This window comes from Sphingobacterium sp. 2149, from assembly GCF_031455655.1.
Taxonomy (GTDB): domain Bacteria; phylum Bacteroidota; class Bacteroidia; order Sphingobacteriales; family Sphingobacteriaceae; genus Sphingobacterium.
On sequence record NZ_JAVDTD010000005.1, the window covers coordinates 330,235 to 348,097 of the forward strand.

18 protein-coding genes and 1 rRNA gene are annotated in these 17,863 nt (G+C 39.2%); 9 read left to right on the forward strand and 10 right to left on the reverse strand.

Features of this window, described 5'->3' with window-relative positions:
* Positions 1-3: 3 nt before the first annotated feature.
* The 3 genes from J2X77_RS09755 to J2X77_RS09765 form a co-directional block, all read right to left on the reverse strand.
* The gene (locus J2X77_RS09755) at positions 4-813 is read right to left on the reverse strand and encodes a serine O-acetyltransferase (RefSeq protein ID WP_209576764.1); all 810 of its coding nucleotides are present in this window, start codon (positions 811-813) and stop codon (positions 4-6) included.
* A 122-nt stretch (positions 814-935) separates the two neighbouring features.
* Entirely contained in the window at positions 936-1,319 is a 384-nt protein-coding gene (locus J2X77_RS09760; RefSeq protein WP_209576765.1) for a DUF3037 domain-containing protein, read from the reverse strand.
* Positions 1,297-2,094 (reverse strand): HipA family kinase, encoded by a 798-nt coding sequence (locus J2X77_RS09765; protein WP_209576767.1) that lies wholly within the window; start codon positions 2,092-2,094, stop codon positions 1,297-1,299. The genes J2X77_RS09760 and J2X77_RS09765 overlap by 23 nt, the downstream gene beginning before the upstream one ends.
* 288 nt (positions 2,095-2,382) lie before the next feature.
* Between J2X77_RS09765 and J2X77_RS09770 the strand changes: the two genes are divergently transcribed.
* Genes J2X77_RS09770 through J2X77_RS09785 form a run of 4 tightly spaced genes read left to right on the forward strand, consistent with a single transcriptional unit; the run spans position 2,383 to position 5,580 of the window.
* A complete protein-coding gene (locus J2X77_RS09770; RefSeq protein ID WP_209576769.1) occupies positions 2,383-2,925 on the forward strand; it encodes a nucleotide modification associated domain-containing protein in 543 nt (180 codons plus the stop codon).
* A 7-nt stretch (positions 2,926-2,932) separates the two neighbouring features.
* Positions 2,933-4,117: a BT_3928 family protein gene (locus J2X77_RS09775; protein ID WP_209576771.1), complete on the forward strand. Its 1,185-nt coding sequence runs from the start codon at positions 2,933-2,935 to the stop codon at positions 4,115-4,117.
* A 5-nt stretch (positions 4,118-4,122) separates the two neighbouring features.
* Entirely contained in the window at positions 4,123-4,638 is a 516-nt protein-coding gene (locus J2X77_RS09780) for a shikimate kinase (protein WP_209576773.1), read from the forward strand.
* A gap of 3 nt (positions 4,639-4,641) precedes the next feature.
* Positions 4,642-5,580, forward strand: coding sequence for a glycerophosphodiester phosphodiesterase family protein (locus J2X77_RS09785; protein WP_209576775.1), 939 nt, complete (start codon positions 4,642-4,644; stop codon positions 5,578-5,580).
* Between the two features lie 45 nt (positions 5,581-5,625).
* Here the strand turns inward: J2X77_RS09785 and J2X77_RS09790 are convergent, their stop codons facing one another.
* Positions 5,626-8,151: a cation-translocating P-type ATPase gene (locus J2X77_RS09790; protein ID WP_209576777.1), complete on the reverse strand. Its 2,526-nt coding sequence runs from the start codon at positions 8,149-8,151 to the stop codon at positions 5,626-5,628.
* A gap of 169 nt (positions 8,152-8,320) precedes the next feature.
* Positions 8,321-8,530, reverse strand: a complete 210-nt coding sequence (locus J2X77_RS09795) for a hypothetical protein (protein WP_209576779.1) — start codon at positions 8,528-8,530, stop codon at positions 8,321-8,323.
* 258 nt (positions 8,531-8,788) lie between these two features.
* Between J2X77_RS09795 and J2X77_RS09800 the strand changes: the two genes are divergently transcribed.
* A complete protein-coding gene (locus J2X77_RS09800) occupies positions 8,789-10,081 on the forward strand; it encodes a hypothetical protein (RefSeq protein ID WP_209576781.1) in 1,293 nt (430 codons plus the stop codon).
* Positions 10,082-10,283: 202 nt separating this feature from the next.
* Here the strand turns inward: J2X77_RS09800 and J2X77_RS09805 are convergent, their stop codons facing one another.
* Positions 10,284-11,780, reverse strand: coding sequence for a succinate CoA transferase (locus tag J2X77_RS09805; RefSeq protein ID WP_310080523.1), 1,497 nt, complete (start codon positions 11,778-11,780; stop codon positions 10,284-10,286).
* Positions 11,781-12,190: 410 nt separating this feature from the next.
* On the opposite strand from J2X77_RS09805, the gene J2X77_RS09810 reads away from it, so the two are divergent.
* A complete protein-coding gene (locus J2X77_RS09810) occupies positions 12,191-13,024 on the forward strand; it encodes an AraC family transcriptional regulator (protein WP_209576785.1) in 834 nt (277 codons plus the stop codon).
* A 39-nt stretch (positions 13,025-13,063) separates the two neighbouring features.
* Positions 13,064-13,915, forward strand: coding sequence for a DUF1080 domain-containing protein (locus J2X77_RS09815; protein WP_209576787.1), 852 nt, complete (start codon positions 13,064-13,066; stop codon positions 13,913-13,915).
* Positions 13,916-14,061: 146 nt separating this feature from the next.
* Here the strand turns inward: J2X77_RS09815 and rpsT are convergent, their stop codons facing one another.
* A complete protein-coding gene (gene rpsT, locus J2X77_RS09820; RefSeq protein WP_209576789.1) occupies positions 14,062-14,316 on the reverse strand; it encodes a 30S ribosomal protein S20 in 255 nt (84 codons plus the stop codon).
* A gap of 113 nt (positions 14,317-14,429) precedes the next feature.
* Between rpsT and J2X77_RS09825 the strand changes: the two genes are divergently transcribed.
* Positions 14,430-14,963: an RNA methyltransferase gene (locus J2X77_RS09825; RefSeq protein ID WP_209576791.1), complete on the forward strand. Its 534-nt coding sequence runs from the start codon at positions 14,430-14,432 to the stop codon at positions 14,961-14,963.
* A 90-nt stretch (positions 14,964-15,053) separates the two neighbouring features.
* A complete protein-coding gene (gene sucD / locus J2X77_RS09830; protein ID WP_209576846.1) occupies positions 15,054-15,926 on the forward strand; it encodes a succinate--CoA ligase subunit alpha in 873 nt (290 codons plus the stop codon).
* A 77-nt stretch (positions 15,927-16,003) separates the two neighbouring features.
* Here sucD and J2X77_RS09835 read toward each other — a convergent pair whose 3' ends face one another.
* From J2X77_RS09835 to rrf, 3 genes are all read right to left on the reverse strand, one after another.
* Positions 16,004-16,504: a DinB family protein gene (locus J2X77_RS09835; RefSeq protein ID WP_209576793.1), complete on the reverse strand. Its 501-nt coding sequence runs from the start codon at positions 16,502-16,504 to the stop codon at positions 16,004-16,006.
* Between the two features lie 7 nt (positions 16,505-16,511).
* The gene (locus J2X77_RS09840; RefSeq protein ID WP_209576795.1) at positions 16,512-17,399 is read right to left on the reverse strand and encodes a DUF4886 domain-containing protein; all 888 of its coding nucleotides are present in this window, start codon (positions 17,397-17,399) and stop codon (positions 16,512-16,514) included.
* A 202-nt stretch (positions 17,400-17,601) separates the two neighbouring features.
* Positions 17,602-17,713 (reverse strand): 5S ribosomal RNA (gene rrf, locus J2X77_RS09845).
* Between the last annotated feature and the right edge of the window lie 150 nt (positions 17,714-17,863).

The following is a 17,863-nucleotide window of genomic DNA, read 5'->3' on the forward strand; positions in this document are numbered from 1 at the left end:
TATTTAATTTATTGGTTTCGAATCTATAAACTTTGATGTAGCCTGATGGTATACCGTGGTATACGGCTCTACAGAACTTGTCAACCACACATTACCGCCAATCACCGAATGATGACCGATCTGTGTTTCGCCGCCAAGAATGGTAGCACCGGAATAGATAATCACATGATCACCTATAGTCGGATGCCGCTTTACATTGGAAAAAACCTTATCCACACTCAGTGCGCCTAAAGTTACCCCCTGATAAAGCTTTACATAATTACCAATAGTACAAGTTTCACCAACGACCAGTCCGGTTCCGTGATCAATATGCAAATGATGGCCTATCGTTGCTCCAGGATGGATATCTATTCCAGTTTTGGAATGAGCATGCTCCGTCAATATACGTGGTATCAAAGGAACACCCAAACGATGCAGTTCATTGGCCATCCGGAAAATACAGATCGCAAAAAAACCAGGATAAGTACGTACGACCTCTCTCTTGTTCTGCGCTGCGGGATCCCCGTCCATCAATGCATCGGCATCCCAGCACATCAGTTCATAAAGTTGTGGAATCCGTTCAAAGAATTTATGCGCTACGTCCGAATGATTGCAGCTTTGACAAGCTTTGGATTTGCTCAAAAGCTGCTCCAGTTCCAATTCAAATTGCTCAAAAGCGAGCTTCACATCATCGACAGATTTCATATCGCCTGAATTTCGTTCCGGAAAGAGCACATCCAAAATTCGGATAGCCCATCCACAGATCTTCTTATTAGAAGGCATTTCTAAAACAGCCAATTGCTGCTCATAGATATGTTGATAAAAATCATGCATCTTCACTAATTTATTGAAACAAATATACTATACAATATTGATAGATTAAGCCTTATACTAAAAAACTTAACGGCTTTGACCATCACTTTAAATCCGCTCGCTAATGGAATAAATCCTTTGGCCTAAAGAACCAAACGCTCAAACAACTCTCTCAATGTAACTTCTGGATCTTCACACAAACCGGGATGTGAGGCCGAACATTGGATCAAGGTACTCCGCTTCGCTGTCAACCAACGAAAACGTTCGGTGATATCCAGCTCAGCAAGTTTGCCGGCATCTCTTTCTCCATGACAGATTCGCTGGAAAGAAGACAGATGATTTTCAATCATTTCCAATTCAATATCCGGACAAAGCGACCGCGCTTTCTGTTCATTGACAAAATAAATCATTTTCGCATAACGGTACTTGCGACAATACAGAGCTACACCTACGTTAATAAATTCCTCGCGTTCCACCCGTGGTATCAAACGTACCACAGCGTACTCATATAAGGTCTTTTCTGGCATCTTCAATTTGCTTTACAAAAATGGATGAATTGGCTACACGGCGTTTCAAGAAAGAAACATATACTTCTCGCGCATCCGCCGCCGAAAGTTCACGTTCGGAATCTTCCAACCACTCATCCGGTACCACGGCTAATATGTCACGAAATACCGTCTCCGTAAAAAGTGAACGATATTCCGCATCTATCTCCCCCACCCTACTGGCATTTTTTAACAGTACGTGATCTTTGATCTGAACAAATGGCTTTAACGACTGTTCCTCCCAGTTATCCCAGCTGTGATGGAAATATAAAGCAGCACCATGATCTATTAACCAAAGTTCTTTGTGCCATATCAGCATATTTGTGTTCCGAACAGTTCGGTCCACATTCATTAAGAGTGAATCTAACCAAACAATCTTGGATGCTTCTTCCGCCGCAATAACGTCAACATTTGCATCGAATGTGATGGCTCCGCTCAGAAAATGTAGGCCTAGGTTTTTGCCCACACTGAATTTAAGTAGATCCTGAATTTCTTCATCAGGCTCTGTCCGACCAAAGGACTCGTCCAAATCGGCAAACACTATTTCGGGGACGCGCAATTTTAACAGTCTTGCCAGCTCTCCGCCAATCAATTCGGCGATGAGGGCCTTCCGCCCTTGCCCTGCTCCCCTAAATTTTATGACATAACTGAAGCCATCATCAGCATCGACCAGTGCCGGTAAAGACCCTCCCTCCCGAAATGGCTGTACATATCGAATGATCTTTACTTTCCTAATAACAGGTTGTTGAAAATCCATGAATTTATTTTTTTTATTAGCTAAAGTTGGCAAACTAATCCACTCTTTTAAAACTATCCCAATTAAATATTTTAGCAAACAGAAAGCAAGAAATCTACACCATGTATTTGAGCATTGCCTAGTGCTTTACCCTGCGAACTTTATATTGTGGTAATATCCAAAATTATTATCTATATTTTATTAATAAAGCATAAATTGTACATTCATTTGACCGTCGGAAGTATTATTTTCTAATTATATTTGTAATGTAATCACAACTTGTCTCATCAAGTTTCTTCAATCAACGATATGGATACCATTCAGGAATATAACAATGTGATCAAGCATTGTCAGGATTTATTTATAAAAAAAACAAAAGATTATGGAACAGCTTGGCGAATTATGCGCCTATCTTCCATTACAGATCAGATTTATATCAAAGCACAGCGTATACGCACACTAGAAATCAAAAAAGTTTCCAAAGTAGGCGAGGGAATCGCTGACGAATATATTGGTATCATAAATTATTGTGTCATGGCCATGATTCAGATTGATTTGGGAGAAGATGGCGAAGAAAATTTGGATACAACCTTTGTGAACCAAAAATATACCGAAAAGGTGACTGAAACAAGAGATCTTATGCTCGCTAAAAATCATGATTACGGTGAAGCTTGGCGCGATATGCGTGTATCTTCCATGACAGATCTGATCTTAATGAAAATACACCGAGTTAAACAAATCGAAGATAATGACGGGCAAACGCTTGTTTCTGAGGGTATTCCTGCTAATTATCAGGATATGCTCAATTACGCAGTTTTTGCATTGATTAAATTAGGAATAGCACAACAATAACCGGATTATGACATTGACACAGCAGCGTACCAAAACGAATTATTTATTAGGGTTTTGCCGAATTTTTACCGGACTTCTTTTCATATTCTCAGGCTTTATAAAAGCCAATGACCCGACCGGGTTTGGCTATAAGCTCCAAGAATACTTTGAGGTGTTTCATCTCACAGTCTTTAATGAGTATGCTACCGCAATCGCTGTTGTGATCTGTGGTTTTGAAATTCTATTAGGAGCACTATTATTATTGGGGCTATATGGCAATACAGTTGCTTGGGGCCTACTCCTGCTGATCCTATTTTTCACCTTTTTGACCTTCTATTCGGCTTTTTTCGAGGTTGTAACATCCTGTGGATGCTTTGGAGATGCAATCCCCCTCACACCTTGGCAATCATTTTCCAAAGACCTCGTGCTGCTGGCGTTGATTCTAGTAATATTTTTTAACCGAAAACAGTTGCGATCGATTATCAAAGGATCAGGCAATCAATTTGTTGCTACAATGATTACAGCGGTTATCTCCTTAGGTATCGGTATTTATACAGTAAACTACCTCCCATTTATTGACTTTTTACCCTATAAGGTTGGCAACAATTTACCTTCATTAATGGTATTGCCAGAAGGCAAACAAGGGGATCTGTTTGAGCAAATCTATACCATGAAAAATAAAAAGACAGGCGAAACTAAAAAGGTCAACGACAAAACTTATATGGCTGATAAACTATGGGAAGATGAATCATGGGAAATTATAGGTGAACCTGAGAGTAAATTAGTCAAAAAGGGGTATGATATTCCTATTCCAGATCTTTTGATCACTGATGCAGACGGAGCTGATCACACACAAGAAATCATTGCTAATCCTTATTACAATCTTATTATCGTTGCAAAAGATCTTTCGACGGCCAATATTGATGCCATCCAAAAGATCAATCAATCCGCTATCCAGTTAACAAAGGATTATAACGGACTCCGTGTCGTCCTATTAACCGCGTCAGCATCGAAAGACGCTCAATATCTGAGTGATAAAATGCAATTAATCGCGGAGATATTCTACGCCGATCTAGTTCCTTTGAAAAGTATGGTCAGAGCAAATCCAGGCGTACTACTCTTAAAAGGAGGAAACGTGATCGGAAAATGGCATTATAATAATTTTCCGGACGCCAAATCCATTGAAGATGAATTTCTAAGTAAAGACAAATAATACCTATGCCTAAACCTATATTTTTGATTGGTTATATGGGAAGTGGAAAAACTACCCTTGGTAAAAAACTTGCCAGTAAACTAGAGCTGCCATTTATAGACACTGATGAGGAGATCGTCAAGCAAATCGGCATGAGTATTACTGAATATTTCGCGCAATATGGCGAAGATGCATTTCGCGCATTGGAACGCGAGCAATTGCGTAAATTTGCGGAGAAAGCAGCTGTAATCTCAACAGGGGGCGGTGCACCTTGTTTCTTCGACAATATGGATTGGATTAAGGCAAACGGCTATGCAGTGTATTTACACATGTCTCCTAAAGCACTATTTGACAGGCTTTCGCAATCAAAACTTCACAAAAGACCGATTCTGATCGGAAAATCACCTGAAGAACTCCGATTATTTATTGAAGAAAAACTGATCGAAAGAGAGCCCCATTATACGCAAGCCCATCTAACAATCGATCAACTAAATACCAGTGTCGAAGAACTGGCCGATCTGATTATTGAGTACAATAAATAAACAATGAATTCTCGTATCGCCCACTATTTCCTCTTATTGATCTGCCTGGCACTAAGCAGTTGCTTTCGGCATGGAGACAATACGGACGGCTTGCCGGTAGGTAAACGCTTAAAACTCCAACATGTAGAGGAATTATATCAGTTTTTGACCTATGACGATAATCGCTATCCTTTGGTCAGTTTGCATCGCGGTGGCCCGACATCCGGATACCCCGAGAATGCTATCGAAACATTTTCTTATAATGCGAACTTGCAGCCAGTCATTATTGAGTGTGATGTACGCCTCAGCAAAGATTCAGCATTGGTATTAATGCATGACAATACGTTAAACCGTACAACAACGGGCAGAGGGCCTGTGAACGCCAGCACCTTGTCGGAACTCAAACAGCTACGTCTATTGGATAATTACAAAAAAGTAACACCATATCAGATCCCAACGCTGGAAGAAGCGCTATCTTGGGGAAAAGGTAAGGTAATTTTCACCTTAGATATAAAGAATGATGTTCCTTATGAAGCTGTTATCAATGCTATCCGTAAGCAACGTGCAGAATCTAGTGTGGTCATCATTACCTACAGCGCCAACCAAGCAGCCAAGGTCCATAATCTCGCTGGCGACTTAATGATTTCGGCTTCTATCAATACCGTGAACGATCTTGCCAGGCTTAATGAAAAAGATATTCCAGACAACCGCCTATTAGCCTTTGTAGGAACGCGAGAAGCAGATCCTCAGTTGACAAAAATACTCCACGATCATGGTATCATGTGTATATTGGGCACACTTGGTAATTTGGACAAACAAGCAGATAAAAAAGGCATTCAAGTTTATGCAGGATTTATTGATCGAGGTGCAGACATACTGAGTACGGATCGTCCTACCGAAGCAGGACGAGCGCTGAATTTCTATATCAAGAAAAGAGGAATCACTTCAAAATTTATTCAGTAATATCCCTGATTTGACTGCGTCTTCTTTTGGCTGTCAAAACTATATTTACATTCTTTTTTCCGCGATTTTTTGATGGGCAATTCTTCTGAACAGTTTATAAACCTCGAACCATAGCACAGATACAGCGGCAACGGCGAATGTTATGCCTAATTCATGTCCGCTCAGCGCTGTTACGTTAAAAAAATCGGCCACCGGCCCCACATAGAGTATCACAGCCAAAAATAGGAGCACAGCGATTGAAATACCCAACAGCAACAGATTTCTATTTTTAAAACTTTCAAAGATGCTATAGTGGAAAGATCTGTTTGCATAACTCAACAAAATATTAGCAAAAATTAAAGTGGAGAAAACCATTGCCCTGGTTTTCTCTTCCGTATCACCCTGCTGAACGGCAAGTTGATACACAAATAGAATCCCTATCGTGATGATAACCCCTTGAACGATGCTTATGCCAAGCTCATTGATACTCAAAAAGGTATCGCTCATTGCTCTGGGAGGACGTTTCATGGTATCTTTTTCAATAGGTTCGTTTTCATAGACAATCGAACAAGTAGGCCCCATCACTAACTCAAGAAAAATTACATGTACGGGGCTAAAAATCTGTGGAAATACCCAACCCAAAAACAATGGAAGCGATACGGTTAAAATAATGGGGATATGAATAGAAATGATATATTGAACAGCCTTCTTGATGTTTGCATAAATTCTTCTCCCAGCTGCTATACCGATGGTCAACTTTTCTAAATCATCGTTCGTGATGATGAGTGCTGCAGCTGATTTTGCAATTTCAGTACCTTTATCGCCCATAGCCACTCCTATATGAGCAGCTTTCAATGCCGGCCCGTCATTTACTCCATCGCCAAGCATAGCAACAACTTCACCGTTCTTTTTCAGCGCATTTACAACGGCCAATTTAGCATCTGGGAACATTCTTGTAAATAAGGTTGTTCTCTCCGCTAACGCTATTATTTCAGCTTCCGACCGGCTCACTATTTCGCTGCCGTTGACTGGCGGAGCTAAGCTAATAATTCCAGCCTGGGCCGCTATTGCCTTAGTGGTGTCAGCATTATCACCGGTTATTACTTTAACTTTAATCCCCGCGGCATAGATATGCTCGAAAACTTTTTCAATATCCTTTTTAGGCGGATCATAAAACACGGTCAGTCCTAAAAATTCAAACGCAAAATCCTGTTGCTTTGTAGGAAAATTATCGCCTTCGAATTTCGCTTTGCCCACGCCCAACAGACGAAACCCCTGCTCTCCATAGGATTTAATAATACCTCTAATTTTATTTTTCTCATTATCGGACAGCCTAGAGACACTAAGAATAGCCTCAGGAGCGCCCTTAGCTGCAATAATCCTTTCTTTATCGCGATTTTCGAAAAGATGAGTCATCATCGGTGGCTTGCCTTCCAAGGGATATTCATGAAATAGCTTGAATCCATTTCTAAGGTCCTGCTGCTGCGTTTTTTCGTATATTTTATGCAACGTAATTTCCATCGGATCAAAGGGCACAGGCTCACTACTCCACATGGCGTAATCGATAAGTTCACTCAGCGCTGGATCACCAAACTCTTCCTGTTTATACGAGGCATCACTAGCGTAATTATACAGGTATTTTAACTGCATTGAATTTTGGGTAATCGTTCCCGTCTTATCCGTGCAGATCACAGTGGTACTACCCAACGTCTCAACAATACTGCTTCTTTTGATTATAATTCCTTGACGCATAAGTTTCCAAGCACCCAGTGCCATAAATGTTGTGAATGCAACAGGAATCTCTTCAGGTAGTACTGACATGGCCAAAGTAAGCCCATTGAGCAGACTTGCCACTAAATTACCACTGTCAATAAAACTATATAGACAGACAAACAAAAAAATTAGGATACCAATAATGGCCATTGCTTTTACAAACTTTTGAATTTGCAGTTGCAACGGTGATATCTCTTCTTTAATGGTACTTATAGACTCGCCGATCTTACCAACACGCGTCTCTTTGCCAATTTTTGTAACTTCAAAGACTGCAAGGCCAGAAACTGTAACCGTTCCGCCATACACCATGTTATCTTCGGATTGATTATCCTTAAATACGGAAAAGCTCTCTCCCGTCAAAGAAGATTCATTAACAGAAAAATCGTTACTATGTAAAATATGACCATCGGCGTTTATAATACGCCCTTCTTCAGTAATACAGAGGTCTCCCACAACAATCTCATGAGTCGGGATGTCAGTAACTTTACCATCTCGAATCACAGTGCTTAATGGTTCATTTAGCTTTTCTAGTTCTTCTAAAGCTCTCCTGCTGCGGTTATCCTGATAAAAAGAAATTGCCGTGACGGCAACAATAGCAACAAACATAAACACAGCCTCTCCATAATTCCCTACAAGGACATAAATAATGGAGATTACAATCAACAGGATCAACATCGGCTCCTTCAAAATACCGACAAGTAGTTCAAACCAGGTACTCGTATGGTTTTCGCTCAACTGATTCCAACCATATTTATATCTAGCAGCAGCAACCTCGCTTGCAGAAAGACCTTTCAAATTTTCGGGGATATTATATGACATATCGAATTAACTAGGTTAACTAAATATAATGAATAATTCCGATTTTAAACCGGTCAAATCTTCTGCTGTTCAAATTATTACATCACTCATCCAATGTTTTTAGCAATAAAACACCTACTCAACTCGTCTTCTAAGGAGCTCAAAAATAGCGCATAACATTTAACCCCATTTATATTTTTTTGAGTTCTTCTTCCGGCCAAGTAAGTAGCTCCTTCAATAAATAAGTTTTGGGTGCTGTATCCGCTGTATCCTCCGCGAATTGCTTTAGAAATTCGGGGATATCACCTTCAACTTTAATTAACTCTCCATCCTGAAGAATGTCATAGCCAGCCGCAATCCATTCTTCAATTTTTTCCGTAGTGATTTGTAGTTTCTCCATATACTATATCGTACACTTATGCAACAATAAAAAATACTCCAATAACGGAATATCAATTTATAAAAAGCAGTTCTTTTAAAATTAGAACAACACTAAGCGATAAATCGTTGGCATGACTATATTCCCTCACATCCGCGCAAACAGTAAGTCATTGAATGAATCGACAGTGACAAAAAATGAAAAAGTTTTTTATTACCTTAGATACATAAATCGAAATAAGAAAACAGCTTGTTTTTCATTAACTATATGATCACACATATGAAAATATATGCCTTTGTTTTAAGTGTAGGTTTACTTCCCGCTGTTGGCCTCTGTCAGAAAACCGTCACGCCGGGTAGTCGCGATATCAACACCAACTATATTAAACCAGAAAAATCGCTATACACTGTTTATTATGTCAAAGATAACACCTGGGATAAGCAAGGGTCATTGACCTACAACATTATCGCCGCTAATAATCAACTGACTTTAACCAATACCTATGTTCCAAAGGATAATGCATGGACTTCGATGCGAACCACTGTTGCCGATGCAAAAACGCTTCAACCGATTAGCTATTCCAGCGATGGAAAGGAAACGAAGTTAAACCTCAGCTTTGGCGAAACAATTACAGGTAATTATTATTCGAAGAAAACCAAAAAAGATAAAAAGATTACGTTGAATCCGACTCAGCCATTTATAGATTTTAACTGGATGGATCACCTGATTTTAACCCTCCCTTTAGATCTCGGTTATAAAGCGCGCATTCCACAATTCTACTACAATAGTAATTCGGACATTTTCGTTGAAGACTACACGATCAAGGAAGTAAAAAGCTACAGTTATGGCTCCCCAAAAACGGGTAAGCACGACAGTTGGCTAGTTACACTTTTAGAAGAGAGTACCGGTGCCATTTATAATTACGTAGTCGATAAGAAAGATCGACGCTTATGGCAACGTGAGATGTCCATGGGTAACGGAAAATGGGAAATTACAGTAAACGAAGAGCTGGACTATCAACCTATTAAAAATAGATTCAACAAAGAACAAGCTGCCCAGCAGATAGCCCAAGGGAATAGTGTCATCATCGGGACGGCTTACGCTAGGTCTAGCTCAGGAAAAAAACTTGGTGGTCTTGTCAATACCGCAAAAAAGCAGTATGCTCCCAAAGGTACAGAAATCACACTCTTCGCCAACTCTCCTTATTACGAAGAATGGTTGGAAGTCAATAAAAAGATACGAAAACAAAAGAAGGTTCAGGAAGTGCCATTAGACCCTGATTTCGGATATGCCGTTAAAAAAGCAAAGGTATACGACGATGAGGGCCATTTCGAATTTACAGATCTGATGCCTGGTAGTTACGTGATCATGGCAAGCTTCGATTTCACCAATTCTTACAACTATTCATACGTATCAGGTTATACCAATTATTATAATTATTGGGGCTATACAGGTTCCACCACAAATTATGGTACGGCAAGATCATCCTATGTTGATAAGGCTAATATCGAAAAACGTGTCACCATCGAAAAAGATGGCGAAAAGAAAGAAGTGAGTTTAAAGGAAATGTAACGTAAAAATGCCGTTAAAACAGCTGTTTTAACGGCATTTTCCAAGCACTCCTCCTATCCAAACTGTTTGATCTAACGTCCATGTAATCCTCAACGATAACGTGACCACTGTTGCGACCCCATGATTTTAATCGCTGCAATTAAGTGATCAAAATCCGATTATAATCGGTGGCAAAATACGTGATACTTCCATTGGAAGAGCGCTATTTATGTTTTTTCATAGTGCCTTTTTCACGGAGATGAATATGCCAGCTAAAAGCTTCTTCTAATAAATGCGGAGTATGTCCCCCCCTTTCACAAGCTCGGTTGTAGTAATCTAAAAGCTGTTCCTTATAATCAGGGTGTACGCAATTATCAATAATAACTTTTGCACGTTCGCGAGGTGCTAAACCACGTAAATCGGCCAAACCAAAATCTGTTACTAAAATATCAACATCATGCTCCGTGTGATCTACATGGGAAACCATCGGAACAATATGAGATATCGCATCCCCCTTAGAGGCTGCCTGAGTGACAAAGATGCTCAAATAAGCATTTCGTGCAAAATCACCTGATCCTCCAATACCATTCATAATATTAGTACCCGAAGTATGGGTAGAATTTACATTTCCATAAATATCAAACTCAATGGCAGTATTGATCGCTATAATCCCTAAACGTTTGATCAATCCAGGAGTATTGGAGATATTTTGCGGACGCAACACAATTTTATCACGGTATCGATCCAAATGATCGAACACTCTTGAATAACATTCTTCCGAGACTGTTATTGAGGAAGCCGAAGCAAAATCAAGTTTCCCGGCATCGATGAGATCGAACGTACTATCCTGCAACACTTCGGAAAACATAGTTAAATTTCGAAACTTACTATGTATAAATCCCGTCAAAACAGCATTGGCAACTTTTCCAATACCCGCTTGAAGCGGCATTAAATTCTCTGACAAATGGCCAAGTTCCACTTCACTTTCAAAAAAGTTTAAAATATGCTTTGCTATGGCTGTTGTTTTGACGTCTGGTTCAGCAATATCAGCAGGGCTATCCAATTCATTCGTAAAGACAATCCCCACCACCTTGCTTGTATCCAAAGGAATAGTTTTACGACCAATTTTATTTTCAGGAGCTACGATTGGAATAACATTACGTCGTGGATAATCTTCTGCCTGGTAAATATCGTGTATTCCCTTGATGCTCATCGGGATCGCTGTATTTACCTCTAAAATAACCTGCTTAGCCAAAGCAGCAAAAGTCGCTGAATTACCCACAGAAGTCGTTGGAACAATACTTCCGTCAGATTCAATTGCTGCAACTTCGAGTACGGCAATGTCTACTTGAGGTAAATTCTTATTGTGCAGCAATTCTGCTGTTTCGCTTAGATGTTGATCAATAAACAATACATCTCCAGCATTTATTTTATTACGTAGAATACGGTCTACCTGGAAAGGCATGCGCTTGGATAATGCTCCTGCCTCGGCCAATTTACCGTCAGTTCCATGCCCTAAAGAAGCCCCAGTGATCAAGGTTATTTTCAATGGATCCACCTTGGCGCGTTCAGCTAAAGCCGGTAATACAACCTTGCTATCTCCAGCCTTCGTAAAGCCACTCGATCCAACCACCATTCCATTTTGAAATAGTTTAGCGGCTTCCTCCCCTGTAATTACTTTATCATGTAAGCTTTGAACTTTTATTCTTTCGTAAGACATAGTGTTATAATTTTATTTTATTCAGTTATTGTAAACTTAAGAAATTGAAAGCTATTTATTATATTTTACCAATCTCTAAACCAAACAATTTTAGCATTTTTTCCAACGCTATATTTATTGTCATGTGACACAAAATTATCCAAATGCGACTAAGAAAACGCAATTGGCTACAGATCAAAAATATACAACAAATCATAGCAAAAAAATAGTTTACATCACCTAGATTCATAATTTATATCATACTGTAAATAAACAACTTACTTGAAATGCATCAAGATTAAAGTAAGTAAATACTAACTTTCCAACTAAAGAAAAGTCGCTTTATTGTAAGTATACACTCACCTTTACCAAGTAAAAAGTGTGGTCTAGTAAAAAAGTCTTACCTTTGTCACATAGGATGATAGTTTAAGATGAATACACAAGATATAACGACAGATGCAAAATATGTCAACCGTTATTACATGACGGAAGTAGACTCATTTGAAGATAGCATTTATTGTCACCATGCTATTATAGCAGAGCATTATATTTCCGAGCATCGCCATGATAAGGATCAATTTCTATACACCGAAGGCGGTGTTGTTTTTATTAAAACGGAGAAAAAGTCTTATTTCTTACCAGCGCGTCATTATTTATGGATTCCAGCCGGTATAAAGCATAGTATTCATCCAAGTACCCCTGAGGTCGTTATGCGTAATTTGTACTTTCCAAAAGCCAATAATGATGCTCCATTTTACAGCAAGATGGGAATTTATCCCGTAAATGATCTTTTGATAGAGCTTATCATGTTCACTAACCGCTGGAACGGCAATATATTTCCAGTTGAAGAACCTAAATACAGCATTGCTACAGCATTTAAACTTATCCTTCCGGAGTTATCCCTACATGAACTTCCATTAGCGCTGCCCTATCCCAGTCACCAAAAATTAAAGGATATAGTCACTTACCTCGACGAAAATATAACGGAAAATGTCAACTTTAAAAAGCTTGCTGGATTATTTAATATCAGCGAACGCACATTAGCCAGATTGTTTCAAAAAGAATTAAATATGTCTTTTATTCAGTATTACACAATCCTCAGAATGCTGACGGCACTTAAGCTGCTTTTGGACGAAAAATTGAGCGTAAATGAAGTTGCACTCAAAGTGGGGTACAATAGCTTACCCACATTTAGTAACACATTCAATAAGGTTGTCGGTATCCGTCCCAGTGAATATGTCAAACAAAAAGAATTGCTTATTTAAAAATGTTTACCTAATTTAGGTCAATAAACCTAATTCAGGATGAAATTCAAACATATCATTTATAGTGCTGGAATTCTATTGCTTAGCACGAATCTATTTGCCAACTCTCAAGACAAGAAACCCAAACCCATTCAATTATTTAATGGGAAAGACTTAAAGAACTGGACCCCTAAAATTAGAAATCACAAAGTTGGGGATAATTATAAAAATACATTTCGCGTAGAAGACGGTTTACTTAAGGTGAGATATGATGGCTATGATAATTTCAATTTTCAGTATGGCCACCTGTTCTATAATAAAGAATTCTCTGCTTATCTATTACGTGTCACTTACAGATTTGTTGGTGAACAGGCTAATGGTGGAGAAGGCTGGGCTTGGCGTAATAGTGGGGCCATGTTACATGGACAAGATCCGAAAACAATGGGTGTAGATCAGGACTTCCCAATATCAATTGAAGGACAGCTGTTGGGCGGAAATGGCAAAGATGAACGGACCACAAGCAATCTATGCACTCCAGGTACAAACGTTGTTATGGACAACAAATTATTCACTCCACATTGCATCAGCTCAACATCCAAAACTTATGCCGGGGACCAATGGGTAACTGCGGATTTTTTGGTGCTGGGCGACTCTTTAGTACAGCATATTCTTGAAGATAAAGTAGTCTTACAGTATACTAAACCCCAAATTGGTGGCGGAAACGTAAGCGATTTTGACCCAAGTGTAAAAAAAGATGGTCAGCTATTGACTAAAGGTACCATTTCACTTCAAAGTGAAAGTCATCCGATTGACTTCAAAAAGGTAGAACTTTACGATTTAGAACCTTATATGAAAGATCCAAACAAATTGAAAAAGGTTATTGCCGAATTGCTGCCCAATTTGCACCAGTAAGGTTTGCAAGAAAGGCTTAAACATAAAAAAGCATCGAATATCGATGCTTTTTTATTTACAATTCGCTTGGAAAGAGAAATCCAAAGTATATAACATAAAGAAAAGGGATACAGCGAGCTGTACCCCTCGATATCTATACAAAAAGCTTAAGCTAAACTGTTAACAAATTTAGTTAACTTAGATTTGTTGTTTGAAGCTTTTTTCTTGTGGATCACATTTTTCTTTGCCAAACGATCAAGCATAGAAATTACGCGAGGTAACAATGTTTTTGCTTCTTCCGCAGAAGTAGTATGACGTAATTTTTTGATTGCGTTACGTGTAGTTTTTGCTTGGTAACGGTTTCTTAAACGTTTAGTAGCGTTTGCTCTAATTCTTTTGATCGCTGATTTATGATTTGCCATTTTTTTTAGCTAATTTTTATTCAATTTTTTCTTGTAATTCGGACTGCAAAAATAACACCTTATTTTCAATATTCAAAATCTATTTTATTTTTTAGGTTTAGTATATTTGCAGCATGCAAAAATTATCGATGGATGAACTTCAACGTACAGATGTTGAATCGTTTAAAAAACAAGAAAAAACTCCAATCGCAATCATTATGGACAATGTACGGAGCATGCATAATGTAGGCTCGGCCTTTCGTACAGCAGACGGATTTGCTATTGAAAAAATATACTTGTGTGGCATCACCGGAACACCTCCCCATCGCGAAATCGAAAAGACAGCCTTAGGAGCAACTCAATCGGTCGCTTGGGAATATCACCAGGATACGACAGCTGTCATCGATCAGCTTCGGTCAGAAGGCTATGTCATTGTTGCCATTGAGCAAGCAGATAACAGTGTCATGCTACAGGAGTTTGAACCCAAAAATCATCAAAAATATGCATTGATTTTTGGAAATGAAGTCAATGGGGTTGATGAAGAGGTCATGAGAAAAATTGATACCTGTATCGAAATACCGCAATACGGAACTAAACACTCCTTCAATGTATCTGTCGCAATTGGCATTATTCTTTGGGATTTTATCCAAAAACGCAATTCCAATTAAAAATTTATCAATAAAGGTCACATTCCTATTCACATTGCTTCCATTTTAGAAAGCAAAATAGTAGATTTGTGTGCAAAATTTAAAGAAGAAATGAGTGTATTAGTTAATAAAGATTCAAAAGTAATCGTTCAAGGTTTCACTGGAAACGAAGGTACTTACCATGCTACTCAAATGATTGAGTACGGAACAAATGTAGTTGGTGGTGTTACTCCTGGTAAAGGTGGTCAACAACACTTAGACCGTCCTGTATTCAATACTGTTCAAGATGCAGTAGACGCTACAGGAGCTAATGTTTCTATTATCTTTGTACCTCCAGCATTTGCTGCAGATGCGATCATGGAAGCTGCCGCTGCAGGTATTGAAGTGATTGTTTGTATCACAGAAGGTATCCCGACAAAGGATATGATCCAAGTTAAATCTTATTTAAGCGACAAAAACTCTCGTTTAATCGGTCCTAACTGTCCAGGTATTATCACTGCAGACGAAGCTAAAATCGGTATCATGCCAGGATTTATCTTCAAAAAAGGTAATGTAGGTGTAGTTTCTAAGTCAGGAACTTTGACTTACGAAGCTGTAGATCAAACGGTGAAAGCGGGATTAGGAATTACAACTGCAATCGGAATTGGTGGTGACCCTATTATCGGTACTACAACAAAAGAAGCTGTTGAATTATTAATGAATGATCCTGAAACTGAAGCTATCATCATGATTGGTGAAATTGGTGGTGGAATGGAAGCTGAAGCTGCCCGTTGGATCAAAGAGCATGGTACTAAACCTGTTGTTGGATTTATCGCAGGCCAAACAGCGCCTCCAGGACGCCGTATGGGACACGCTGGTGCAATTGTAGGTGGCGCAGATGACACAGCTGCTGCAAAAATGAAAATTATGCGTGAGTGTGGCATTCGTGTTGTTGAGTCTCCAGCTGAAATCGGAAAAGCAATCGCTGAAGAATTGGCTAAATAATTAGCTGATAAAGCATATAAAGAAAGGGAATCAAAAATTTGATTCCCTTTCTTTATTCTTATTGGCGACGATACGCACTAAATCGGCATTGCTTCATCTGCCGATGGTCCATATAAGCCCGGTACAGCAATATCCAACAATCGTAAATATACTGTTAACTGACCACGATGATGTACTATATGGTTATTAACAATAAAACGTATCGCTCCAGCTCGGGGTAAACGTGCAATGACATAATCTCCCGATTGTAACACCCACTCTTTAAACCAGTCTTCCTCTTGAATACCTTCAATTGCGGCCTTATTATTTTCCAATCCTATTGTTAAGATCTCCTTTAATTCTTCTACAGAAGACACTTTAACAGGTTGATAATCCACCTTAAAATCAAATACATCTTTTGGTATTGCCTGATGTACCCAGTTGTGTAGTCCAACCACATGTGAAGCCAGTTCGCCCAAGCTCATTGATTTATCGTGCGGACGCCAATCCAATTTATCATCCGGTATACGCTCTAAAATACGTCTTGTGTTTTTGGTTTCTTGATCCAATTCGATCAAATAACTCTTTTTGATACTCATATAAATATTAATTGACTAATTGAAAATCCTTTAATACCGTTACTGCATAAGGAGCTTCCACTGCTTTATGTGCAGCAGCCCGCGCAATAGTTCCCTCCAAATAGGTTACTTTGAGGGGTAAAAATGTATTACCCAACACACTTTCATGGAACAAAGACTCATACCAGGTACATGCCGCAATAAAACGTCCGTAATCTAAATTTAGATGATAACCATCGCGTGTAAAATGATCCCCCATAAAACTTGAGCGTGCATTTTGGATCGCTGTGCCACATGGCACTAATAGATCAAAATTCCCCCAGTTAAAAACCTCTCGCGAAGTACGGGCAATAGCTTTATACATTTTATCCTGACTACGGTTATAACGGACAAAACCTTCGTGAGATGCCCCATTTTGATATGCCCAAGTCTGATGCAGTATATACTTCGTCTCAGGAAATGCAACATGCTTCGTTACGTACTCATACAAGGGGGGAAGATCTTTCGCATAGGACTCATAATCACCTGATAGCGGACTCGCTTGCTGAAAGCTGATATAATCCCAGGCTTCATCTATTAACGCGTCAGATAAGCGTTCATTTGCTTTCTCAGACATTTGGCCATCAATATTGATTTTGCGATAGCGGTAAGCAGGCTTATCATCTTTTGCATTCTTTACATGTAAACTTAAAGGAGCCCCACCAATATAGAGATTTCCGATCACTATCTTTTTCTTTCCTGCTTTCGCTAATTCATATAAATTTTGTTCAATAGCATCTTCGGAAAAGCTATTACCGATGGCCAAAATGCGTAAGACGCCGTCGTCTAGAGATTTACTCTGCGCAATTAGTTGATCATGCTTTAGAAAGAACAAGACCAAAAAAACGAATATCGATATCTGTTTAATTTTCATCATAATTAAATGCAATAAGCACTAAATTAGCTAATATCTAGTAGAAATACGAATGATAGTACATAGAAAGTAGACCGTCACTGGGCCCGCAGCGGGTAAGGATGGGAACGGAACATGGCCGATGGACCAGCCCCATGGACGGCCATATGGAGGTAGTTAAACGAAAGAAGCCCTTGACTGTTTCCAGCAAGGGCTTCCGTGTAAAAAAAGGCACCGACCTACTCTCCCACCTGTTACGGCAATACCATCGGCTCTGGCGGGCTTGACTGCTCTGTTCGGAATGGGAAGAGGTAGACACCGCCGATATAGGCACCTAAAAATCTTTATTGGACTGATACCCGCTGGGGTAGTCAGGCCAACTGACATATATAATGAAAGAGTTACGTTTCTTTTTGTTTCTTAAAAATTAAAGAGGAAGACAACAGTGTCTGTCTGCTTGAGAAAGCTTCGGGCTATTAGTACCACTT